The 17,482-nt window shown below is 66.7% G+C and carries 13 protein-coding genes; all 13 read left to right on the top strand.

Features of this window, described 5'->3' with window-relative positions:
• The first annotated feature begins 362 nt into the window (after positions 1-362).
• A complete protein-coding gene (locus tag QH168_RS11290) occupies positions 363-1,511 on the top strand; it encodes a hypothetical protein (RefSeq protein WP_280234529.1) in 1,149 nt (382 codons plus the stop codon).
• Between the two features lie 82 nt (positions 1,512-1,593).
• A complete protein-coding gene (locus tag QH168_RS11285) occupies positions 1,594-3,555 on the top strand; it encodes a tetratricopeptide repeat protein (RefSeq protein WP_280234528.1) in 1,962 nt (653 codons plus the stop codon).
• 117 nt (positions 3,556-3,672) lie between these two features.
• Positions 3,673-4,551 carry an ABC transporter ATP-binding protein gene (locus QH168_RS11280; RefSeq protein WP_280234537.1) on the top strand — a complete coding sequence of 293 codons (879 nt, stop codon included), beginning with the start codon at positions 3,673-3,675 and terminating at the stop codon, positions 4,549-4,551.
• A complete protein-coding gene (locus QH168_RS11275; RefSeq protein ID WP_280234527.1) occupies positions 4,548-5,726 on the top strand; it encodes an ABC transporter permease in 1,179 nt (392 codons plus the stop codon). The genes QH168_RS11280 and QH168_RS11275 overlap by 4 nt, the downstream gene beginning before the upstream one ends.
• Before the next feature lie 228 nt (positions 5,727-5,954).
• Positions 5,955-6,077 (top strand): hypothetical protein, encoded by a 123-nt coding sequence (locus QH168_RS11270; protein WP_280234526.1) that lies wholly within the window; start codon positions 5,955-5,957, stop codon positions 6,075-6,077.
• A 355-nt stretch (positions 6,078-6,432) separates the two neighbouring features.
• Positions 6,433-7,377 (top strand): alpha/beta hydrolase, encoded by a 945-nt coding sequence (locus tag QH168_RS11265; RefSeq protein WP_280234536.1) that lies wholly within the window; start codon positions 6,433-6,435, stop codon positions 7,375-7,377.
• On the top strand, positions 7,377-8,801 hold the full coding sequence (locus tag QH168_RS11260) for a wax ester/triacylglycerol synthase family O-acyltransferase (RefSeq protein WP_280234525.1): 1,425 nt from the start codon (positions 7,377-7,379) through the stop codon (positions 8,799-8,801). The genes QH168_RS11265 and QH168_RS11260 overlap by 1 nt, the downstream gene beginning before the upstream one ends.
• Before the next feature lie 174 nt (positions 8,802-8,975).
• A complete protein-coding gene (locus tag QH168_RS11255) occupies positions 8,976-9,761 on the top strand; it encodes a hypothetical protein (RefSeq protein WP_280234524.1) in 786 nt (261 codons plus the stop codon).
• Positions 9,758-10,843: a hypothetical protein gene (locus QH168_RS11250; RefSeq protein ID WP_280234523.1), complete on the top strand. Its 1,086-nt coding sequence runs from the start codon at positions 9,758-9,760 to the stop codon at positions 10,841-10,843. The genes QH168_RS11255 and QH168_RS11250 overlap by 4 nt, the downstream gene beginning before the upstream one ends.
• Positions 10,840-12,423, top strand: a complete 1,584-nt coding sequence (locus tag QH168_RS11245) for a hypothetical protein (protein WP_280234522.1) — start codon at positions 10,840-10,842, stop codon at positions 12,421-12,423. The genes QH168_RS11250 and QH168_RS11245 overlap by 4 nt, the downstream gene beginning before the upstream one ends.
• 301 nt (positions 12,424-12,724) lie before the next feature.
• A complete protein-coding gene (locus QH168_RS11240; RefSeq protein WP_280234521.1) occupies positions 12,725-14,029 on the top strand; it encodes an AAA domain-containing protein in 1,305 nt (434 codons plus the stop codon).
• A gap of 183 nt (positions 14,030-14,212) precedes the next feature.
• A complete protein-coding gene (locus QH168_RS11235) occupies positions 14,213-16,162 on the top strand; it encodes an AAA family ATPase (protein ID WP_280234520.1) in 1,950 nt (649 codons plus the stop codon).
• Positions 16,155-17,396 carry an McrC family protein gene (locus QH168_RS11230; protein ID WP_280234535.1) on the top strand — a complete coding sequence of 414 codons (1,242 nt, stop codon included), beginning with the start codon at positions 16,155-16,157 and terminating at the stop codon, positions 17,394-17,396. Before QH168_RS11235 ends, QH168_RS11230 begins: the two co-directional genes overlap by 8 nt.
• The last annotated feature ends 86 nt before the right edge of the window (positions 17,397-17,482 follow it).

Raw genomic sequence — 17,482 nt, 5'->3', positions numbered from 1 at the left:
GCGACGAGCGACGAGCGACGAGCGACGAGCGACGAGCGACGAGCGACGAGCGACGAGCGACGAGCGACGAGCGACGAGCGACGAGCGACGAGCGACGAGCGACGAGCGACCGGCGACCCGCGACTAGCTACGAGCGACGCGCTACTAGCTACCTGCGACCCGCGACTTGCTAACCGCTACGGGCTACTAGCGACGAGCGACTGGGGACGAGCGACGAGCGACGAGCGACGAGCGACGACGTTTACGGTCTCGGCCGCCGGTGGCTGTATCGGGAGGGCACCGTTCCCGCGGCGGTCGTCCTTCCCCACGACAGCGACCTCTCCCTCCTGGCCTGCACCACCCCCGAGGCCGTACCGAACGCGGTGGTCGCGGGCGATCCCTGTCTGGACCGGCTCACCGCGAGTCTCCCACTGCGCCAGCAGTACCGCCACGCACTCGGCGCCGCCCCCGACACAACCGTCGTCACCCTCACCTCCACCTGGGGCCCGAACTCGCTGCTCGGCCGCAACCCGGAGCTGATCGACGCCGCCCTCGCCGAACTCACCCTCGATGATCACATCGTCGCCGCCATCATCCACCCCAACGTCTGGTTCGCCCACGGACCGTGGCAGTTGCGCCGTTGGTTCACCGATGCGCTCCGTTCGGGTCTGCGACTCATCCCGCCGCTGCACGGTTGGCAGGCCGCGCTCATCGCCTCCGATGTAGTGATCGGCGACCACGGAGCAGTGACCGGCTACGCTGCCGCGCTATCGATTCCGACTGTGCTGGCCGCGTTCCCGGAGCACGAGGTCGCACCGGGCTCCGCCGCCGAATCGCTCGGTCGAGCGGCCCCACATCTCGACCGGCGCCGCCCCCTACCGGAACAACTCGCCCAGGCCCGCGACCAGCACGACCCTTCGCTCTCGACGCGGATCACCCAGCGAGCCAGCTCTCGCCCCGGCCGCTGCGCCGACATCCTGCGCACAACCTTCTACCGGATGATCGACCTCGACGAACCACCCACCACAGCAGCGGTATCCCCTTATCCGAACCCCGGACTCGACGTCGAACGTGAAGCCGTGCGCTCATGCCGGGTCGCGTGCACCGACGACGGTGCGGAGATCCTGATCCGCAGCTGGCCGGGCGATGTCACGCCGGCGGCGCGGCGCGGCGCCCGCACGACCGAAACCCTCGCCGCGGTCGATATCACGCACCCCCGACCGGACATACGCGCCAACGCCGACATCCTCGTCATCGGCCCGGAACGCACCACCACCGACAATGATCTGACCGCCACATACCCTTCGGCCTCGATGGTCGTCACCGTCGTCGCCCCCACACTGCTGACCATGCTGCACCGAAAGTACGGCCGGTCCGAGATCGAACTGTCCGCACCTGTCGATCTCTCGATGTGGCCCGCGCTCGTCGCTGCCGCCGCACACCGCATGCACCGAGACTTCCCCGATACCGGCGCGGAGCAGACCGCACGCATCGGTGCGCACCGAATATCATTCCGCCTCACAATGATCTGATAATCCCCCACGCAGACGCCCCTGCTCGCTCGAATCCGATAGAGTCGAGCGGTGGGGACTGTCGACTGGCGGGGAGGTCGTTGTGACCAGTAGCTGGGTACCACCGTGGGCGAATCCGTTCCTGGACCGCGAACAGGTCATGAAAGATATGGCCGCATGGGTCGAAACCTGCCGAGATCAGGGCATCACGACGCGAATGTACGCGCACGGTCTCGAGGGCCTCGGCGTCTCCAGCCTCGTGGCCCAGTTCGCGAAGATCTATCGCGATCTGATCAGCGGACCGCTGATCTGGCTCCGTGGCCGCGGACCGGACGGCGATCCGATTCCCGTGGGCGAGTTACTCACTCATGTGCTGCGCTGGCTCGAGGTGTCCGACTCCGATCAGTCGGTGCCCGATGGTCAGAAGGTCCAGCTGCTCGCGCTGACACCGCACGACGCACCTGGCGTCGTCGTCATCGCGACATCGTCGTTCGAGCAGCGCGACCTGGCCGGTGATCACGGCTTCGAACCGTTCACCCCCGAACTGCTGACGCACGAGTCGTCGATCCTGCTGTTCCGGCACGGCCTGCGACAGACCGCGGCCGAACTCGATTCCCGCACCATCGATGATCTGGTCGCACTCTGCGGCGGGCTACCGCTGCCGATCAAACTGCTCGCCGCGCAGCTACGCGGCCGCGCCGCCCTCGCCGGTCCCCTGCTGACGCGGTTGCGGAATTCCGAGCTGTCACTGCTCGATATCGGCACCGAGCGCCGCATAGCGCGCTTCCTCGAAGCGACCTACACCAGCATCGAACCCGCACTACGCACCGCGTACCGGCGACTCGGCGTCCTACCCGCCACGGATTTCTGTCTGTCGGCTGCGACGGCAGCGTTGGATACCGATCCCGACCACACCGCATGGGTGCTGGCGCAGCTCACCGAACTGCATCTGCTCACCGAAACGAGTCACGGACGCTACGCTTTCCACCCGGTGCTGCGTGATGACGCGCGCATCCGCGCCGAGGCGACCGACGAGCCCGACGTTCGTCGAGACGTGATCCGTCGCTGGGTCGATTGGTGTCTGCGCACCGCCATTCCACGGGGTAGGGCGCTGTCGAGCCGCTGGTGGGTCGCGCCGGTCACCGCGCGGTCGGTCCAGTATTACGGAGCCGACCTCCCGGAATTCAGCCGTGATGTGAGCCTCGCCTGGTTCGACGTGGAACGCCCGAACCTGGTCGCCGCCGTCCGCGCGGCCCACCGCAACGGCTTCCACGATGATGCCTGGCAGCTGTGTGTCGTCATGTGGAAGTACCTGCACCTGCACGGTTTTCATGACGCTTGGATTCGAACCCATGAAGCGGGGCTCGAATCTGCCCGTGCGGCGGGCAGCGATATCGGCGCCATGCAATTGAGCCAGCAGTTGGGCGCGGCCTACCTCGCCACCGAACGGCTCGACGAGGCCGAAGCCACGTTCGATCAGTTCCTGACCGCGGCCCGGCGGATCGGGCACGTCATCGGTGAGCAGAGCGCCCTGGAGTGGTTGGGCAAGACCGCGGCCCGCGCCGGACACTACGCCCGCGCCGAACACTTCTACCAGCGCTCATGGGATGTCACGGCGGCCGCCACCGAGGCCGGCATCAATCCGGAGGACAAGGCGCGGATCTTCGCTCTGCTACGCCTGCAACGCAACCGCGCCCGCGCCGAGGCCGGACAATGGGATCGCATGGTCGACGACATCGAACCCGCTATCGCCTACTTCGATCAGCACCCCAACGAGACCGACAACCGGGCCAAGACCCGTCTCGTCCGCGGGCGCGCGCTTCTGGCCCGAGGTGAGGCCGCACAAGCCGAGACCGAGTTCCGCACGGTTGCAGAACTGTTCAAGGAGGAGCAAGCGCACCGAGGACGCGCCGACGCCGAGTTCTGGCGTGCCAAGGCGTTCATCGACGCACAGCGCCGAGAAGAGGCGCTTATCTGCCTCGACCTGGCGTTCACGCTGTTCCGGGAGCTGGGCGACAGCCGGGCCGCTCAGGTCGCCGAACTCCGCGAGCACCTGGGCGGTTGAACCGCTCGCCGAACAACCGGACCACGTCTGATCCGGCTCGACCACCGAACCAGCCAGTACGGTAGAGAGGAAATTCTCGACGCATACATCGGAACCGGACGAGAAGTGGGGATGTCGATGCTCGAAGTCGCACACCTGGTGCGCCGATTCGGCGATAACGTCGCGGTCGACGATGTCTCCTTCACTGTCGCCCCGGCGACCATGACCGGCTTCGTCGGCGCCAACGGCGCGGGCAAGACCACCACCATGCGCATGATCATGGGCGTCCTCGCGGCCCATGGTGGCGACATCAGGTGGAACGGACACCAGGCCACGGCGGCGGACCGCAGATCGTTCGGCTATATGCCGGAAGAGCGCGGTCTCTACCCCAAACAACCCGTCCGCGATCAGCTGATCTATCTCGCCCGATTGCGCGGTCTGTCGACGGCCGAGGCGAAGCAGCAGGCTTCCGATCTGCTGGAACGGTTCTCGCTCCAAGAGCGCGGCGACGACAAACTCGAATCGCTGTCGCTCGGTAACCAGCAGCGCGTGCAGATCGCCGCGGCTCTCATCGCCAAGCCATCGGCGCTGATTCTCGATGAACCGTTCTCCGGTCTGGATCCGGTCGCCGTGGATGCGATGGCCGACCTGCTGGGACAGTATGCCGCTCAGGGCGTGCCAGTGCTGTTCTCCTCGCATCAACTCGATCTGGTGGAGCGGCTCTGCGACCATCTGGTCATCCTCGCGAAAGGCCGCGTGGTCGCCGACGGTTCGGCCGATCGACTGCGTGCCGCCGGTCCGGTGCGCCATCGGCTCCGGATCGGCGGCGACACCGGTTGGCTGCACGATTTCGCCGGTGTGCGCGTCGTCGAAAGCAATGGGACCGGCGTTCTGCTGGAGCTGAGCGGTGTGAGCACCGACGCCCTGCTCACCGAAGCACTCGCACATGGCTCGGTGCACGAGCTGGCCGAAGTCCGCCCGTCCGTAGCCGAGATCTTCCGCGAGGTGACCGCATGAGCACCGCACCCCGACGAGCCTGGTTGATCGTCGCCGAGCGCGAGATCGCGGTCAAACTGCGCGACCGGAACTTCCTGATCTCCACGGTCGTCACGATCGTCGCCATCGTCGCCGCACTCGCGATCAGCGGTTTCGTCAGCGGCCGTACCGAACAGATCACCGTGGCGATCACCGACCAGGCCGCCGGTCAAGTCGTCGCCACCGCCGATGTCATCGCCGAGCACGCGGACACCGACATCGCCTTCTCGGCCCGCCCGGTGGCCGACGCCGCCGCACTCGAACAACAGGTCCGCGACGGCGACGTCGAGGCCGGTCTGCTCGCCGAATCCGGTGGCTGGCGGCTCATCGGCGACACCACCGAGGACGACAACGTCAAGACCTACATCACCGCCGCGGCCCAGCAGATCGCGTTGGCGCACAATGCCACCGCGGCCGGGACCTCGGTGGAAGCCCTTGCCCGCGGCAGCGCCGTCACCTACGACCTGCTCGACGATGCGGCGGTGGACGCCGGTCTCGCCACCATCGTCGCCCTGGTATTCGCATTCCTGTTCTATCTGTCGTCGATCCTGTTCGGCATGTCCATCGCGCAGAGCGTGGTCGAGGAGAAGCAGAACCGGATCGTCGAGATCCTCGCCAGCGCGATTCCGGTGCGCCAGTTGTTGATCGGCAAGGTCGCGGGCAATACCGTCATGGCGTTCGCCCAGCTCACACTGTTCGTCGTGGCGGGTCTGATCGGGTTGGCGGCTACCGACCGAGGCGGTCAGGTCGCTCAGATCGCCGGTGCCGCCGGCTGGTTCATCGTCTTCTTCGTGGTCGGGTTCCTCGCGCTGGCCGGTCTCTGGGCGGTGGCCGGATCGCTCGCCACTCGCAGCGAAGACCTCCAGTCCACGGCCACCCCGATGTCGCTGCTCATCATGATCGTGCTGTTTGCTGGAATTTTCCTGTCTGGTACAGCGCGTGTCGTCGCGTCGTATGTGCCCATCGTGTCGATCGTGGCCATGCCCGGCCGCCTCGCCGAGGGCACGGCCGCCTGGTGGGAGCCGATCGTCGCGCTGGCCCTGATGGCAGCCGCCACCTACGGCATCGTGATCGTGGCCGAGAAGGTCTACCGACGGTCGTTGATGCAGACCCAACGTCGGCTCACCTTCCGCCAGGCCCTCGCCACCGAGGACTGACCAACACCCCCAAGCCCCCAATTCATGGGGCGTGACCTGCGTTTTATCTATCCGACCTGCCAGTACATCCCATGACCCGACAAAATGTGAAACAACCCCTTGTCAACACAAACAGTCGCTTGGTATGTTGCCCACGTCACAGTAGAGACACTTACGTGACCTACCTCTCGGAGTCGCCCCCGACAGCCGAGAGGGATTCGCAACAAGTCTCGTAGAAGGAGATTCGCTATGGGTTCGCTCAGCGACCTGCTCGGCGCCATGATTCCGGCCCTCGGCTCGGCCGTGGCGGGCGATGGCCTCTTGGACGTCTTCCTCGGTTCGCTCGAGGGCCTCAAGAACTTCACCGGCTGATTCCCGAACAACCGGACCGCCCACCCCTCCGGTCCGGCGTTCGACAGCTCGATTCACAACACACGGTAGGAGAAAACAATGGGATCGCTCATCGACATTCTGGGCATGGGAACCGCGAGCCTCGGCGAGAACGGCACCAATATCGTCAACGCGCTGATCACCCTGAGCGGCGGTACGCCTGCCCCCGGCAAGTAGACCCCAGGCAACGATTCGGGGGCGCCCGCCGACGCGGGTGCCCCCGATCTCCATGTGATCGGTAGTTGGTGTGCAGATGAATCTCGGTAGGTTACGCGGAATCACTTCGACCGCATGCGTTCTCGCATTGGGCGCCACTCCACTCGCCGTCGGCGCGACAATGGCGTCCGCCGATCCCGGCCCGGTGGTGGTGAGTCAGTCGATCGGTGCCGGACAACTCGTCGAGATCACCGTCTTCTCACCGTCCATGCAACGCTCGATCGCGTTGAAAGTGCTGCGCCCCAGAGACACTCACATTCCCGCACCGACCTTGTATCTGCTCAACGGCGCGGGCGGCGGCGAGGATGCCGCCAACTGGTTCGGCCAGACCGACGCCGTCGAATTCTTCGCCGACAAACATGTCAATGTCGTCATCCCGATGGAGGGCGCGTTCAGCTACTACACCGACTGGCAGAACCCCGACGAGGGTCTCGCCGAGACTCTGGAGAACAACGGCCGCAACATGTGGGCCACCTTCCTCACCGAAGAGCTTCCGCCCGTGGTCGATTCGACGTTCGGCACCACCGGGGTGAATGCCCTCGCCGGTATCTCGATGGCAGGGACTTCGGTCCTGGATCTGACCATCCAGGCACCCGACCTCTACCGCAGCGCCTCGGCCTACAGCGGCTGCGCGATGACCAGCGATCCCATCGGTCAGGCGTTCGTCAAAACGGTGATCAATATGGGTGGCGGCGACGCGGAGAACATGTGGGGCCCGCTCGGCGGCGACGCCTGGCGTCAACACGACCCGTATCTGCAAGCTCACCGCCTGCCGAATATCCCCATGTATGTCTCCAGCGGCAGCGGCTTCCCCGGCATCCACGACACTCTCGCCAATGCCCGCTTGGACAACGACACCCGCAAGCTCCTCAACCAGACCCTCGTCGGCGGCACCATCGAAGCCGCGACCAATTTCTGCACCACCCGCCTCGCTCAACGCACCGCCGAACTCGGCCGCACCAATATCACCTACAACATTCGCCCGATGGGCACCCACTCCTGGGGGTATTGGGAGGACGACCTGCACAGCTCGTGGCCGATGATCGCGCAATCGATCGGCGCGTGATGAAATCCGCTGCCCCACTGCGCATATCCGCCGAACGGCTGCACCCCCGCGACGCCGTCTTCGTCTACGACGAAACCGACCGCCACCTGTCGAACATCGTCGCGGTCTACGCGTTCGATTCCTCCGGCGCGAAGCCGCTGACTACGGATCAGGTGGTCGACTGGGTGCGAGCGCGCCTCGGTCACTCGAAGCTGTTCCATCGCCGCCTCCAGCGCGTCCCCCTGGATCTCGACCTCCCCTACTGGGTCCCCGACCCGATCCTCGACCTCCGCGACCACGTCCGGCTCACCACGCCGGGCACCTGGTCCGACGTCCGTCGCGCGATCGCCGAAACAGCGTCCACTCGAATGGATCTCGCCCGCCCTCCGTGGGAGATCCACGTCATGGACCGAGTCCGCGAGGTACCGAACTTCCCCGGCGAAGCCACCTTCGTAGTCCTGAAATTCCACCACAGCGTGGGCGACGGCGTAGCCACCCGCGAGCTGGAACTCGAGCTCTTCGGCGACGGCCCCTTACCCCCTGCTCCTCAACTCGATCCCCGTTGGCCGACGCCCACCACCGCACTCCACACCGCCGACGCCCTCACCCTCGGCACCCTCCGCTTCGCGACAGGCCTACGCCGCACCCGTTCCGCCGCAGCCGAAGTCGAAACCCGTATCGAAGAGGGCCGACTCGACCAACCGCTCCCCCACCGCCCCGCCACCCGCTTCAACCGACCCATCCAGCACCCACTGACCTTCGACCTGGTCACCATCCCCTTGGCCGAAGTCCTGAAAGCCAAGGCCAACAGCCCCACCCGGATCACCCTCAACGATCTGATGCTGGCCACGATCGCGGGCGCTTTGACCACTTACCTGGCCGAACGAGACGAACTCCCCGCCGGTTCGCTCGCCGCCATGGTCCCCATGTCCATGCGCCCCATCACCACCTGGACCTCCGCCAACCAGCTGGTCCAGATGTATGTCGACCTCCACACCGACATCACCGACCCCATCGAACGCCTCCAGGCGATCCGCGAATCCGCCACCTCCGAGAAACAACGCAACTCCGACCCGTCGGTCCTGTGCACCGAATCCCGTGTGGAAACCTCCCCGTCCTGGCTTCTCCGCCTGGCCGGCTGGGCTCGCGCCCAACGCAATTTCGAAGCAGCCGACACTGTCCCGTTGGTCAACACCACCATCAGCAACGTGCCCCCGGTCGCCACCGCACTCGAATTCTGCGACCGGCCGATCGCCAGGATCTTCGGCGTACTCCCGACGATGGACGGCGACGGGCTACGCCATCTGATCACGTCACAGGGTGAGGAGATCGTCATCTCCTTCAGCTCGGGCGAGGCGATGATGCCCGATCCCGATCACTACGGCTCGCTGATCCTGGACGCATTCCGCGACCTCACCGGCTCACTCGTCCCGATCCGGCGGTAGACGAGACTCGTTGCGTGCGTCTTGCCGCCAGGGCAGTGACGAGCGGCTCTCACCCACACGGTTTTCGTCCCGTATGTAGTAGGTGATGTCCGATCAGTCTCCAGCGCGCGACACGCTGCCACGAATACTGGCAGTTACTGGACTTTACTGGAACCTCTGGATAGGTTCTCACCCGTGACGCACTCAGCAGAAGAGCTGGAGGCGCAGATCGCGGAGCTGCGAGCCGAGGTCCGACGCGCTGCGGCCAGCGGTGATCGCACCACCGCGCGACGACTTCGCGCCGAGCTACGCCGAGCCGAAGACTCCTGGGACGCGGTCGTTCTCGGCGCCGCGCCGGAAGCACCGGTACCTCCGACCTCGACCGTCCCGGTCCGCGAGCATGTCCACCGCGCCCTCACGCTGTTGTCGGTGCCATCCGCACCGAAACTCGTACTGGCCGTGCACACCGGCTTCTTCTCCGGCGAACTGGTCCCCGCCCGGCTGACGAGCCTGCGCCGCGATGAAGAGCGCTCCTTCCGCGCCGCCCCCTTCGCCCGGCCCTATTACATCTGCTCGGCGCTGACCACCGACCTGCTGGCACCGGCCCGTGGTTTGTTCGCGGTGAGCACCTGGCCGCTCGCGCAGCGCATGGTCGGCCCGCTGAGCCCGCGGGTGGATCTGTTGAAGGTCGCGATCCGCCTCGCCGAGCACGTCAGCGCCCACCAACACTCCGAACCGTCCGGGCGACGGGTGCTGTGGCAGCTCACCACCTCGATTCCGGGGATAGACGGCACCCCGGACCGACTCGACCCCGCCGCCGTCATCGAGGCCGCCCGCGGGGAACTCGCGGTGCATATCGATGAAGACACCCACCAACGCGAACAGGCCGCCCAGCGGGCCACCCGCCAGCTCGACGACCCAGCCGCCCAACTGTTCGGCACCCGGCTCGGCGTGGCCGCCCGACGAAGCGAGGTCGGATGAGCACCCTCACAGCACAACTCGACCAGTTGCGCGGCGCCGCACCCACCGCCCGCCACAACGCACGCACCATCGCCGCGCTCACCGCCAACCCCGGCTGCTCCCGCCGCGCCCTCCTCGACGCCGCCGCCGTCGACAAAGCCGCGATCGCGCAGGCTCTCGGCCATCCACCACGGTTCGGCCAATCGCAATTCGCGATCACCCGCGGCAACGCCTTCGAAGCGATGGTGAAGGCCAACGGCTGCGCCGAACTACTCGCCCTGCTGCGCGACAAACTGCGGCTCACCATCCCCGAGGTCGCCTACCACGATCTCGGCACGGTCGGCGAGAACGCCGGAAACGCCGTGCGCTATCAGCGGACCCGGCAGCTGCTCGCCCACGCCGTCCATTCGGGCGAGGGCACGATGTTCGACCATCCGATGCTGCGACTCGACATCGCCGGTGTCCCCGCGTATCTGGAGCCCGATGTGGTGGCGCTCCAGATCGACGGGCAGTTCCACGTCGTCGAGATCAAATCGTTCCCCGTCGTGGACGGCAGGGCCGATCCGGTCCAGGTCGCCTCCGCCGCGCGGCAATCCGCGGTGTATGTCCTGGCGCTGCGCGAGCTGATGACCGAGATCGGCGAGTCACCGGAGCTGGTCTCGCACAACGCGATCCTGGTCTGCACCGAAAACTTCACCAACCGCCCCACCGCCGAACTGGTGGACCTGCGCAAACAGCTCGCCGTCATCGCCCGCCAACTCTCCCGACTCACCTCGATTCCCGCACTCGCACAATCTCTGCCACCGGAGGCCACCTTCGAGCCCGGCGACAAGCTGGCCGCAACCATCGCCGCCATCCCGTCCCGCTACGCACCCGAATGCATGTCCACCTGCGACCTGGCCTTCGCCTGCCGCGCCGAAGCCACAGCGTGCGGTTCGGTGGATGTGCTCGGCCGCGGCGTCTGCGACGACGTCGGCGGAATCGACCAGATGGACACCGTCCTGGCCTTGGCGAACGGCACCCTCACCCCCGGCCCCGAACACGCCGATATCGCCGAAAAGCTCCGTATCGCGCACCGACTGCGTCTGGAGATCGCCGGATGAGCGTGCTCACCGCCCTCGCCAGAATCGAAGCAGCACAGGCCGGTCGGGCACAGCCGATCGCGGACGTGCGCCATCATCATCTCTCGGACCGGCCCCTGGTCATCGTCCCGCTGCGCCTGGCGGGCGAAGCGGCGGCACCGCTGGCGCTGCTGGCAGGCACAGCGCCCGATGACGTCGAGTTCCTCATCGTCCCCCAGCCCCGCGACCGCGTCCTGCGCCTGCAATTCATCGCGGATGTCGCCGACCGGGTGCTGCCCTATATCTCGTCCTTCGCCGACCCATCGGCCTCGTTCGAACTGGTGCCGATCAAGTCCCGCAGCGGGAGCGATGCCGGTGCGGCGAGCAAGACCGAGGCGGCCGGCCTTTCCGCCGCGGGCGAGCAGACCGAAACCGACGAGGCGGCAGCACCACAGGAGTGGAAGCGCTACAACGACGCACCGCAACTGCTGGTCCCCAACGGCGGCGGCGTCGAGTTCCTCCGTCTCCTCGGCCGCTCGGTCCGCTTCCACCCCACCGAAGGACCCACCGCTGTCCCCGAGTCGGTGCCGCTGCTCGGCCGCTGGCTCACTTGGTTCGCCGACCGCGCCGAACATCCGGGTTCCTGCGCGCTGCTCCCACTGACCACCGTGCTCACCATGCATTGGGCCACCGGCCAATCCGCCCTCGAAGACGCCAACCTCGCTGCCCTCCTCGGCTGGATCGCCCCACCGCACGGCCGCACCGGCGCCCAAGCCGCCGCACTCGCCGAAGACCCGCTACGCACCCCGCCCGCGGGCCCCGCCACCGATCCGAGCTTCGACAACGAAGAACTGGCCCCGCTGATCACCGCCTACGACAACGCCATCGGCGACGAAGCGAGGACCGTCGCCGTACACCGCCTCGAGAGCGCCCTACGCGCCCAACTCGAACCCACCTGGCACCTGATGTGGCGGGGCATCGAACTACTCCGCGCCCTCCCCGAAGGCGCCAGCGTGCCCCGCCGCTGGCTCAACGACCGCTCCGCCTACTCCCGCTTCACCGCCGACCTCCCTGAAAGCCTCCCCCAGGCCCGCCGCGACTCCGCCGTCCCCGCCGTCCGCCGCCTCCTCGACCGCGAACGCGCCCTCGACATCTTCGAAGCCGAACGCGCCTTCGACGACCCGCGCGTGATGATCGAACGTCGGCTCGCCGGAGAGGCATTCCGCGGCGAGGTCTTCGACAGCGAACCGGACCGCATCGACACCAGCGGTTCCCGCCGCAAACTGCGCCCTCATATCCGGGTTCGTACCGACGACCCTTTCCGTGCATCCCTCGACGAGACGCTGTTCAGCATCGAGCGGGTGAAGCAGAAGGGAAAGGTCGTCGAGGTCGACGAGGACGGCATCGTGCTCGAACTCGAAGGCGGGATGGGTCGAGCCCTCACCGCGCCACCCGGCTCGGTGCCCGAAGTCGGTGATGTCGTGGGCTTCGCACGTTTCTCGCCAGCAAGTTTCAATGCCCCGGCCAAACTGCCTGCCCGCGAAGAGACTCCGTGGACACACGGCGGGCCTCCACCGGAATATGCCCCCAGCGCGGACGAACCAGCCGAGGAGTGGTCGTGAGGTTCTCCGCCACATCGTTCGCAGTTCACTTTGCCTATGCCGCGTCGTGCGTGGCGAACAACTCCCGTCCACGCCCCGCCGGGGTCCCCGAACCCGACACGTTGGTCCTGCCGCCGCAAACGCGGCCGACCACTGCCCACGGCTGCATCGATCTCGCCGTACCGCGCCGACGACCGGCACCATCCCCTCGCCGGGCACCACGCGCCCGCCATGACGCCACGGCCGATCTCGAGTCCGCGTGTCGCATCGTCGCTTCTGCGCGCACGGCCCCATCGACAGCTCACCGCCGGGAGACCCGACCATGACCACCCCTGACCAGGTAGTCACCGACATCCTCGACGACCTCCGCGACCCACCCCACCGCGCTCTGGTCGTCGACTCCCCACCCGGCGCAGGCAAATCCACCCTCGTCGTCCGCGCCGCCCGCCAACTCGCCGAAGACGACACTCAAAAAATGATCGTCGCCCAAACCAACGAACAGGTCGACGACCTCATCGACCGCCTCGCCACCGCCGACCCCACCCTCCGCATCGGCCGCCTCTCCGCCGCCACCTACACCGAATCCGAACGCGTCCAACGCCCCAACGTCCGCATAGCCCAAAAACACACCGACCTCACCGACCGAGCCATCGTCATCGGCACCGCCGCCAAATGGGCCACCATCGACGACGGCACCTGGTCCTGGGCAATCGTCGACGAGGCCTACCAAATGCGCTCGGACATGCTGTTACGCATCGCCAACCGCTTCGACCGAGCGTTGTTCGTGGGCGATCCTGGGCAGCTGGACCCTTTCGCCACCGTCGACGTAGACCGCTGGGCAGGCCTGTCCTGGGACCCCACCATGAGCGCCGTCAGCGTCATGCTCGCCAACAACCCCGACCTCCCCGACCCCCACCGCCTCCCGGTCTCCTGGCGCCTCCCCGCCTCCGCAGCCCCCGTAGTCTCAGCCGCCTTCTACCCCTTCACCCCCTTCCGCGCAGGAACCGAGCCCGACCAACGCCGCCTCGACTACGCGACCCGAGGCCTCCGCAGCCCCCTCGACGAAGCCCTCGACACAGCCGCCGAAACCGGCTGGGCCTGGTACGAACTCCCCGCCCGCCACACCCTACGCACCGACCGCGAAGCCGTATCCGCCATAGCCGCCCTCGCCTGCCGCCTCCTCGAACGCGGCGCCACGGCCCACTCCGAACAAGGCAGCCGTGCGGTCACGACCGAACGCATCGCCATCGGGACGGCACATCGGGACCAGGCCGACGCGATTCGGTCAGCGTTGCGCGGAACGCCGGGCGAACCGATCACCGTCGACACGGCGAATCGGCTGCAAGGGCGGGAGTACGACGTGACGATCGTGTTGCACCCGCTGTCGGGGCGTCGCGATGCGAGCGCATTTCACTTGGAAGCAGGCCGACTGTGCGTGCTGACCTCCCGGCACCGACACGCGTGCATCGTCGTCGGTCGCGCAGGGATCCCCGAGTTACTCGATGCACACCCGTCGGCAGAGCCAGTCCACCTGGGTGTGCCGGTGAAGTTCCCGGACGGCTGGGAGGCAAACCAGTCGGTGCTGAACCACCTGGCCGAGCACCGCATTCCCGTGGTCAACGGTTGACCGACCGCCCATCAGCTATACGAAACCCCGGCTCTTCGGCCGTATAGGACATTCAAGGACATCATGGACCTGCAAGCCGCTCTCGCCACCTTTGACCGCGCTGCGATCGCGGATCGGGTTGCGGACGGAGAAAGCCAACGGCGCCAGATAGTCGAGCGGTTTCCGCGCGACCAATGGCCGACTATGCGACTCGACCAGTACGCGCTGGGCGCCGGGACCGACGGCGAGCCGACTTACTGTCGAGTGCTCGAATTCGTCGCGACAGAGTTCGGCAGCATCGGCGGAGGCAGTGCAGGTAAACACATCATCTACCGGCACAACTCCGGTGAGTGGCGGCTCGCTCCGCCTCTGATGGGATTGAGCATCGACGAGGCCTGGCAGCGGCTGCGTGGCGAGTTCATCGCGGCCTTCGATGCGGTCGAACGTGAGGCCTTCGCCGAACTCGACGACCTCGAGGTCCTCGCCTCCGGCCAAGCCCTGGTGACCAAGTCGCTGGCCGCCTATTTCCCCCAGCATTTCCTGCCCATCTATTCACGCACCCACCTCCGGTCGTTCATCACCCTGCTCGGCGGCGCGCCTGATCGGCACGCGCCCGCCTGGCGGGCGAATCGGCAACTGCGGGCGTTGGTCGAGCAATACACCGATCTTCGCGCACTGTCGCCCGCCGAGGTGATGGTGTTCCTGTACGCGAACTTCGACCCCCGAGCGCAAAAGCGGGCCGTCTGGAAAGTCGCACCCGGCGAGAACGCCCGGCATTGGTCGGACTGTCTGGCGGGCAACTACATCTGCGTCGGTTGGGACGAGGTCGGCGACCTCGCCCAGTACACCAGTGACACCGAACTGAAGCATGCGCTGGACCAGCACCGGCCGCAAGCTGCCGGTGGGAGCCTGCGCCAGGCACGGGAACTACTGGCCTTCCGCGACCTCGAACCGGGTGATCGGATCGTTGCCAACCATGGCCTGCAACGGGTCCTCGCCGTCGGTACGGTCTCCGGCGGCTACCGCTTTGACACGACCCGAACCGAATCACATCACGTCGTGCCCGTCGACTGGGATACCTCATACGCCCGCGATCTCGACGAGCCTCAGCGTGGATGGCTGCGCACCTTGGTCAAGGTGCCCGAAGCACGGTTCACGCTCATCACCAACGGTTCGACCGAGCCCGATGGGTCACGAACCGAGGTGGACGCGGAAACACCCGAAAACATCAGCCAGGTCCTGGCCGCGCTCGACCGCAAAGGTCAGGTCATCCTGCACGGCCCACCGGGCACCGGCAAAACCCGGCTGGCCCTGCACACCGCACTGGCTGCCACCGGCCGCGGCCAGGCCATCGGCGGCGCCGACGAATCGGCTTCGGTCAGAGAAATGCTCGGTTCCGATCATGTCGAGCTGGTGACATTCCACCCGTCGTACGGTTACGAGGATTTCGTCGAGGGCTATAAGCCGGTCGACGATCCCGACGCGCACGGCTTGCGACTGACACTGACCGACGGCCTGTTCCACACCATGTGCACCGCAGCTGCAAAAGCCGACACGCAACCTTTCTTCCTCATCATCGACGAGATCAACCGTGGCGACCTGCCCAGGATCTTCGGGGAGCTCGTCACCCTCCTGGAGACCGACAAGCGCGGCCTCCCAATGCGTTTGCCGATCAGCAAGCGCACCTTCACCGTCCCACCGAACCTGCGCATCATCGGCACGATGAACACCGCCGACCGCAGCGTCAGCCATCTCGACGCCGCGATCCGCCGCCGTTTCGCCTTCATCGACATCGGCCCCGACCCCGATGCCCTGTCCGGTGCGGTCGGCCCGCTCGACCTCGCGGCTTTCCTGACCTCCCTCAATACCCGAATCGCCGGATGTCTCGACCCCGACCACCAGATCGGCCACGCCTACCTGCTCGCTGACAGCGAACCAGTCGCCACCGATGAAGAACTGGCTGCCGCCTTCTACCACGACATCGTCCCGCTGGTGGAGGACTACTGCGTCGGCCGAGTCGAACTGCTGCGAGAACTCCTGGGCGGCTTGGTCGATCAGGACAGCGGCCGACCAGCTCAGATCGCCGTCGCGGACCTGGCGGCAGCACTGGCATCCGAGTTCACCGCAGGCAGCAGCCGTGACCTCGATGGCTGACCGTCCCGAAATCCGTTTGGGTGAATACGAATCGGTCTCGCTGCGCCTGGATCAACTCACCGACGCCGACCTCATCCGCCTGCGCGCACTACACGACCAACGCCGCTGCGTGATCACCCCGGACCGCACCGGCTGGACCTTCACGGCGCGTGCCACCGTCGGTGTCCTCGCCTTGGACCACATCCGCCTGATCATCACCCCCAAGGCGGCCTTCACCGGCAACTCCCTACTGCGCTGGTTCTGCTACGCCACCGCCACACCAGTACCCCACGTCACCACCCTGCGCCGCTGGCAGCTCGACCGCCACGGCCTCCCCGACCTCGTCGCCGCCGCCCTACTCGCCGAATGCCAAACCCTGCTCCGCGACGGCCTACGCCGCGACTACGTCCGCCACGACGTCATCGAACCAGTCCTCCGCGGCCGCCTCGACATCGTCGCCCAAGCCACCAAACGCTTCGGCATGCTCGACCAACTCCACAGCCGCACCTTCGACCGCGCCATCGACATCTGGGAAAACCAACTCTGCGGGCTGGCCCTGCGCGCCGCCCGCCCCATGGTCACCGACCCGCACCTGGCCCACCAACTCGCCATCACCGCAACCGAATTCCCCACCGCCGGCACCGCCACCAGCGCTCTGCGCACGCTCAACCGCACCAACTACACGCGTCTCAACCGCCGCTACCGCACCGCCCACCTCTGGTCCAGGCTCATACTGCGGGGCGGGGGCGTCACTGATCTCCTGGTGGACACCGGCTCCTCTGCCGAAACCCTGCTCCTGGATATGCCCGTTCTGTGGGAATCGATAGTCCGCCGCCTGGTCCAGGACGCCGCACCCGCCGGCGCCGCGATCGTCCCCTCCACGGGCACGTCCGCGATTACCGTCCACGGCGACCTCTCGCCCCGCCCGCCCTTCCGCCCTGATGTTCTGCTGCGACGTACGGGCGGTGGCTCGATTCCGACCCTCTACCCGATCGACGCGAAGTACAAGACATATGCCGACCAGGTAATCAGCGCGGCGGACGTCCACCAACTACTTACGTACACCGCGGGATATGCCCCGTCGATTGCTCCGTCCGCTGCAATCGTCTTCCCACAACCGAACTCCTCGTCTCACCGGACCCTGAGCATCACAGGTAACGGCCGCAGGCTGGGCGAAGTGCGGGTACATGGGGTAGACACGGCCGCGAAACCCGAACAGGCCGTTTCCTGGTTGAGGTCTACGTTGTTCACCTGAGATCTGCCTGCCCGGAGTCCCTTCGCGGTTGACTACAGCTGCATGCCCGACAACTTCAGCGTCGACGTCGATATCCCGACGGCCAG

Origin of the sequence: Nocardia cyriacigeorgica (genome assembly GCF_029868385.1) — a bacterium.
Lineage (GTDB): Bacteria > Actinomycetota > Actinomycetes > Mycobacteriales > Mycobacteriaceae > Nocardia > Nocardia cyriacigeorgica_F.
Note: the sequence above shows the minus strand (reverse complement) of the source record. Positions and strands in the feature narration are given on the sequence as shown.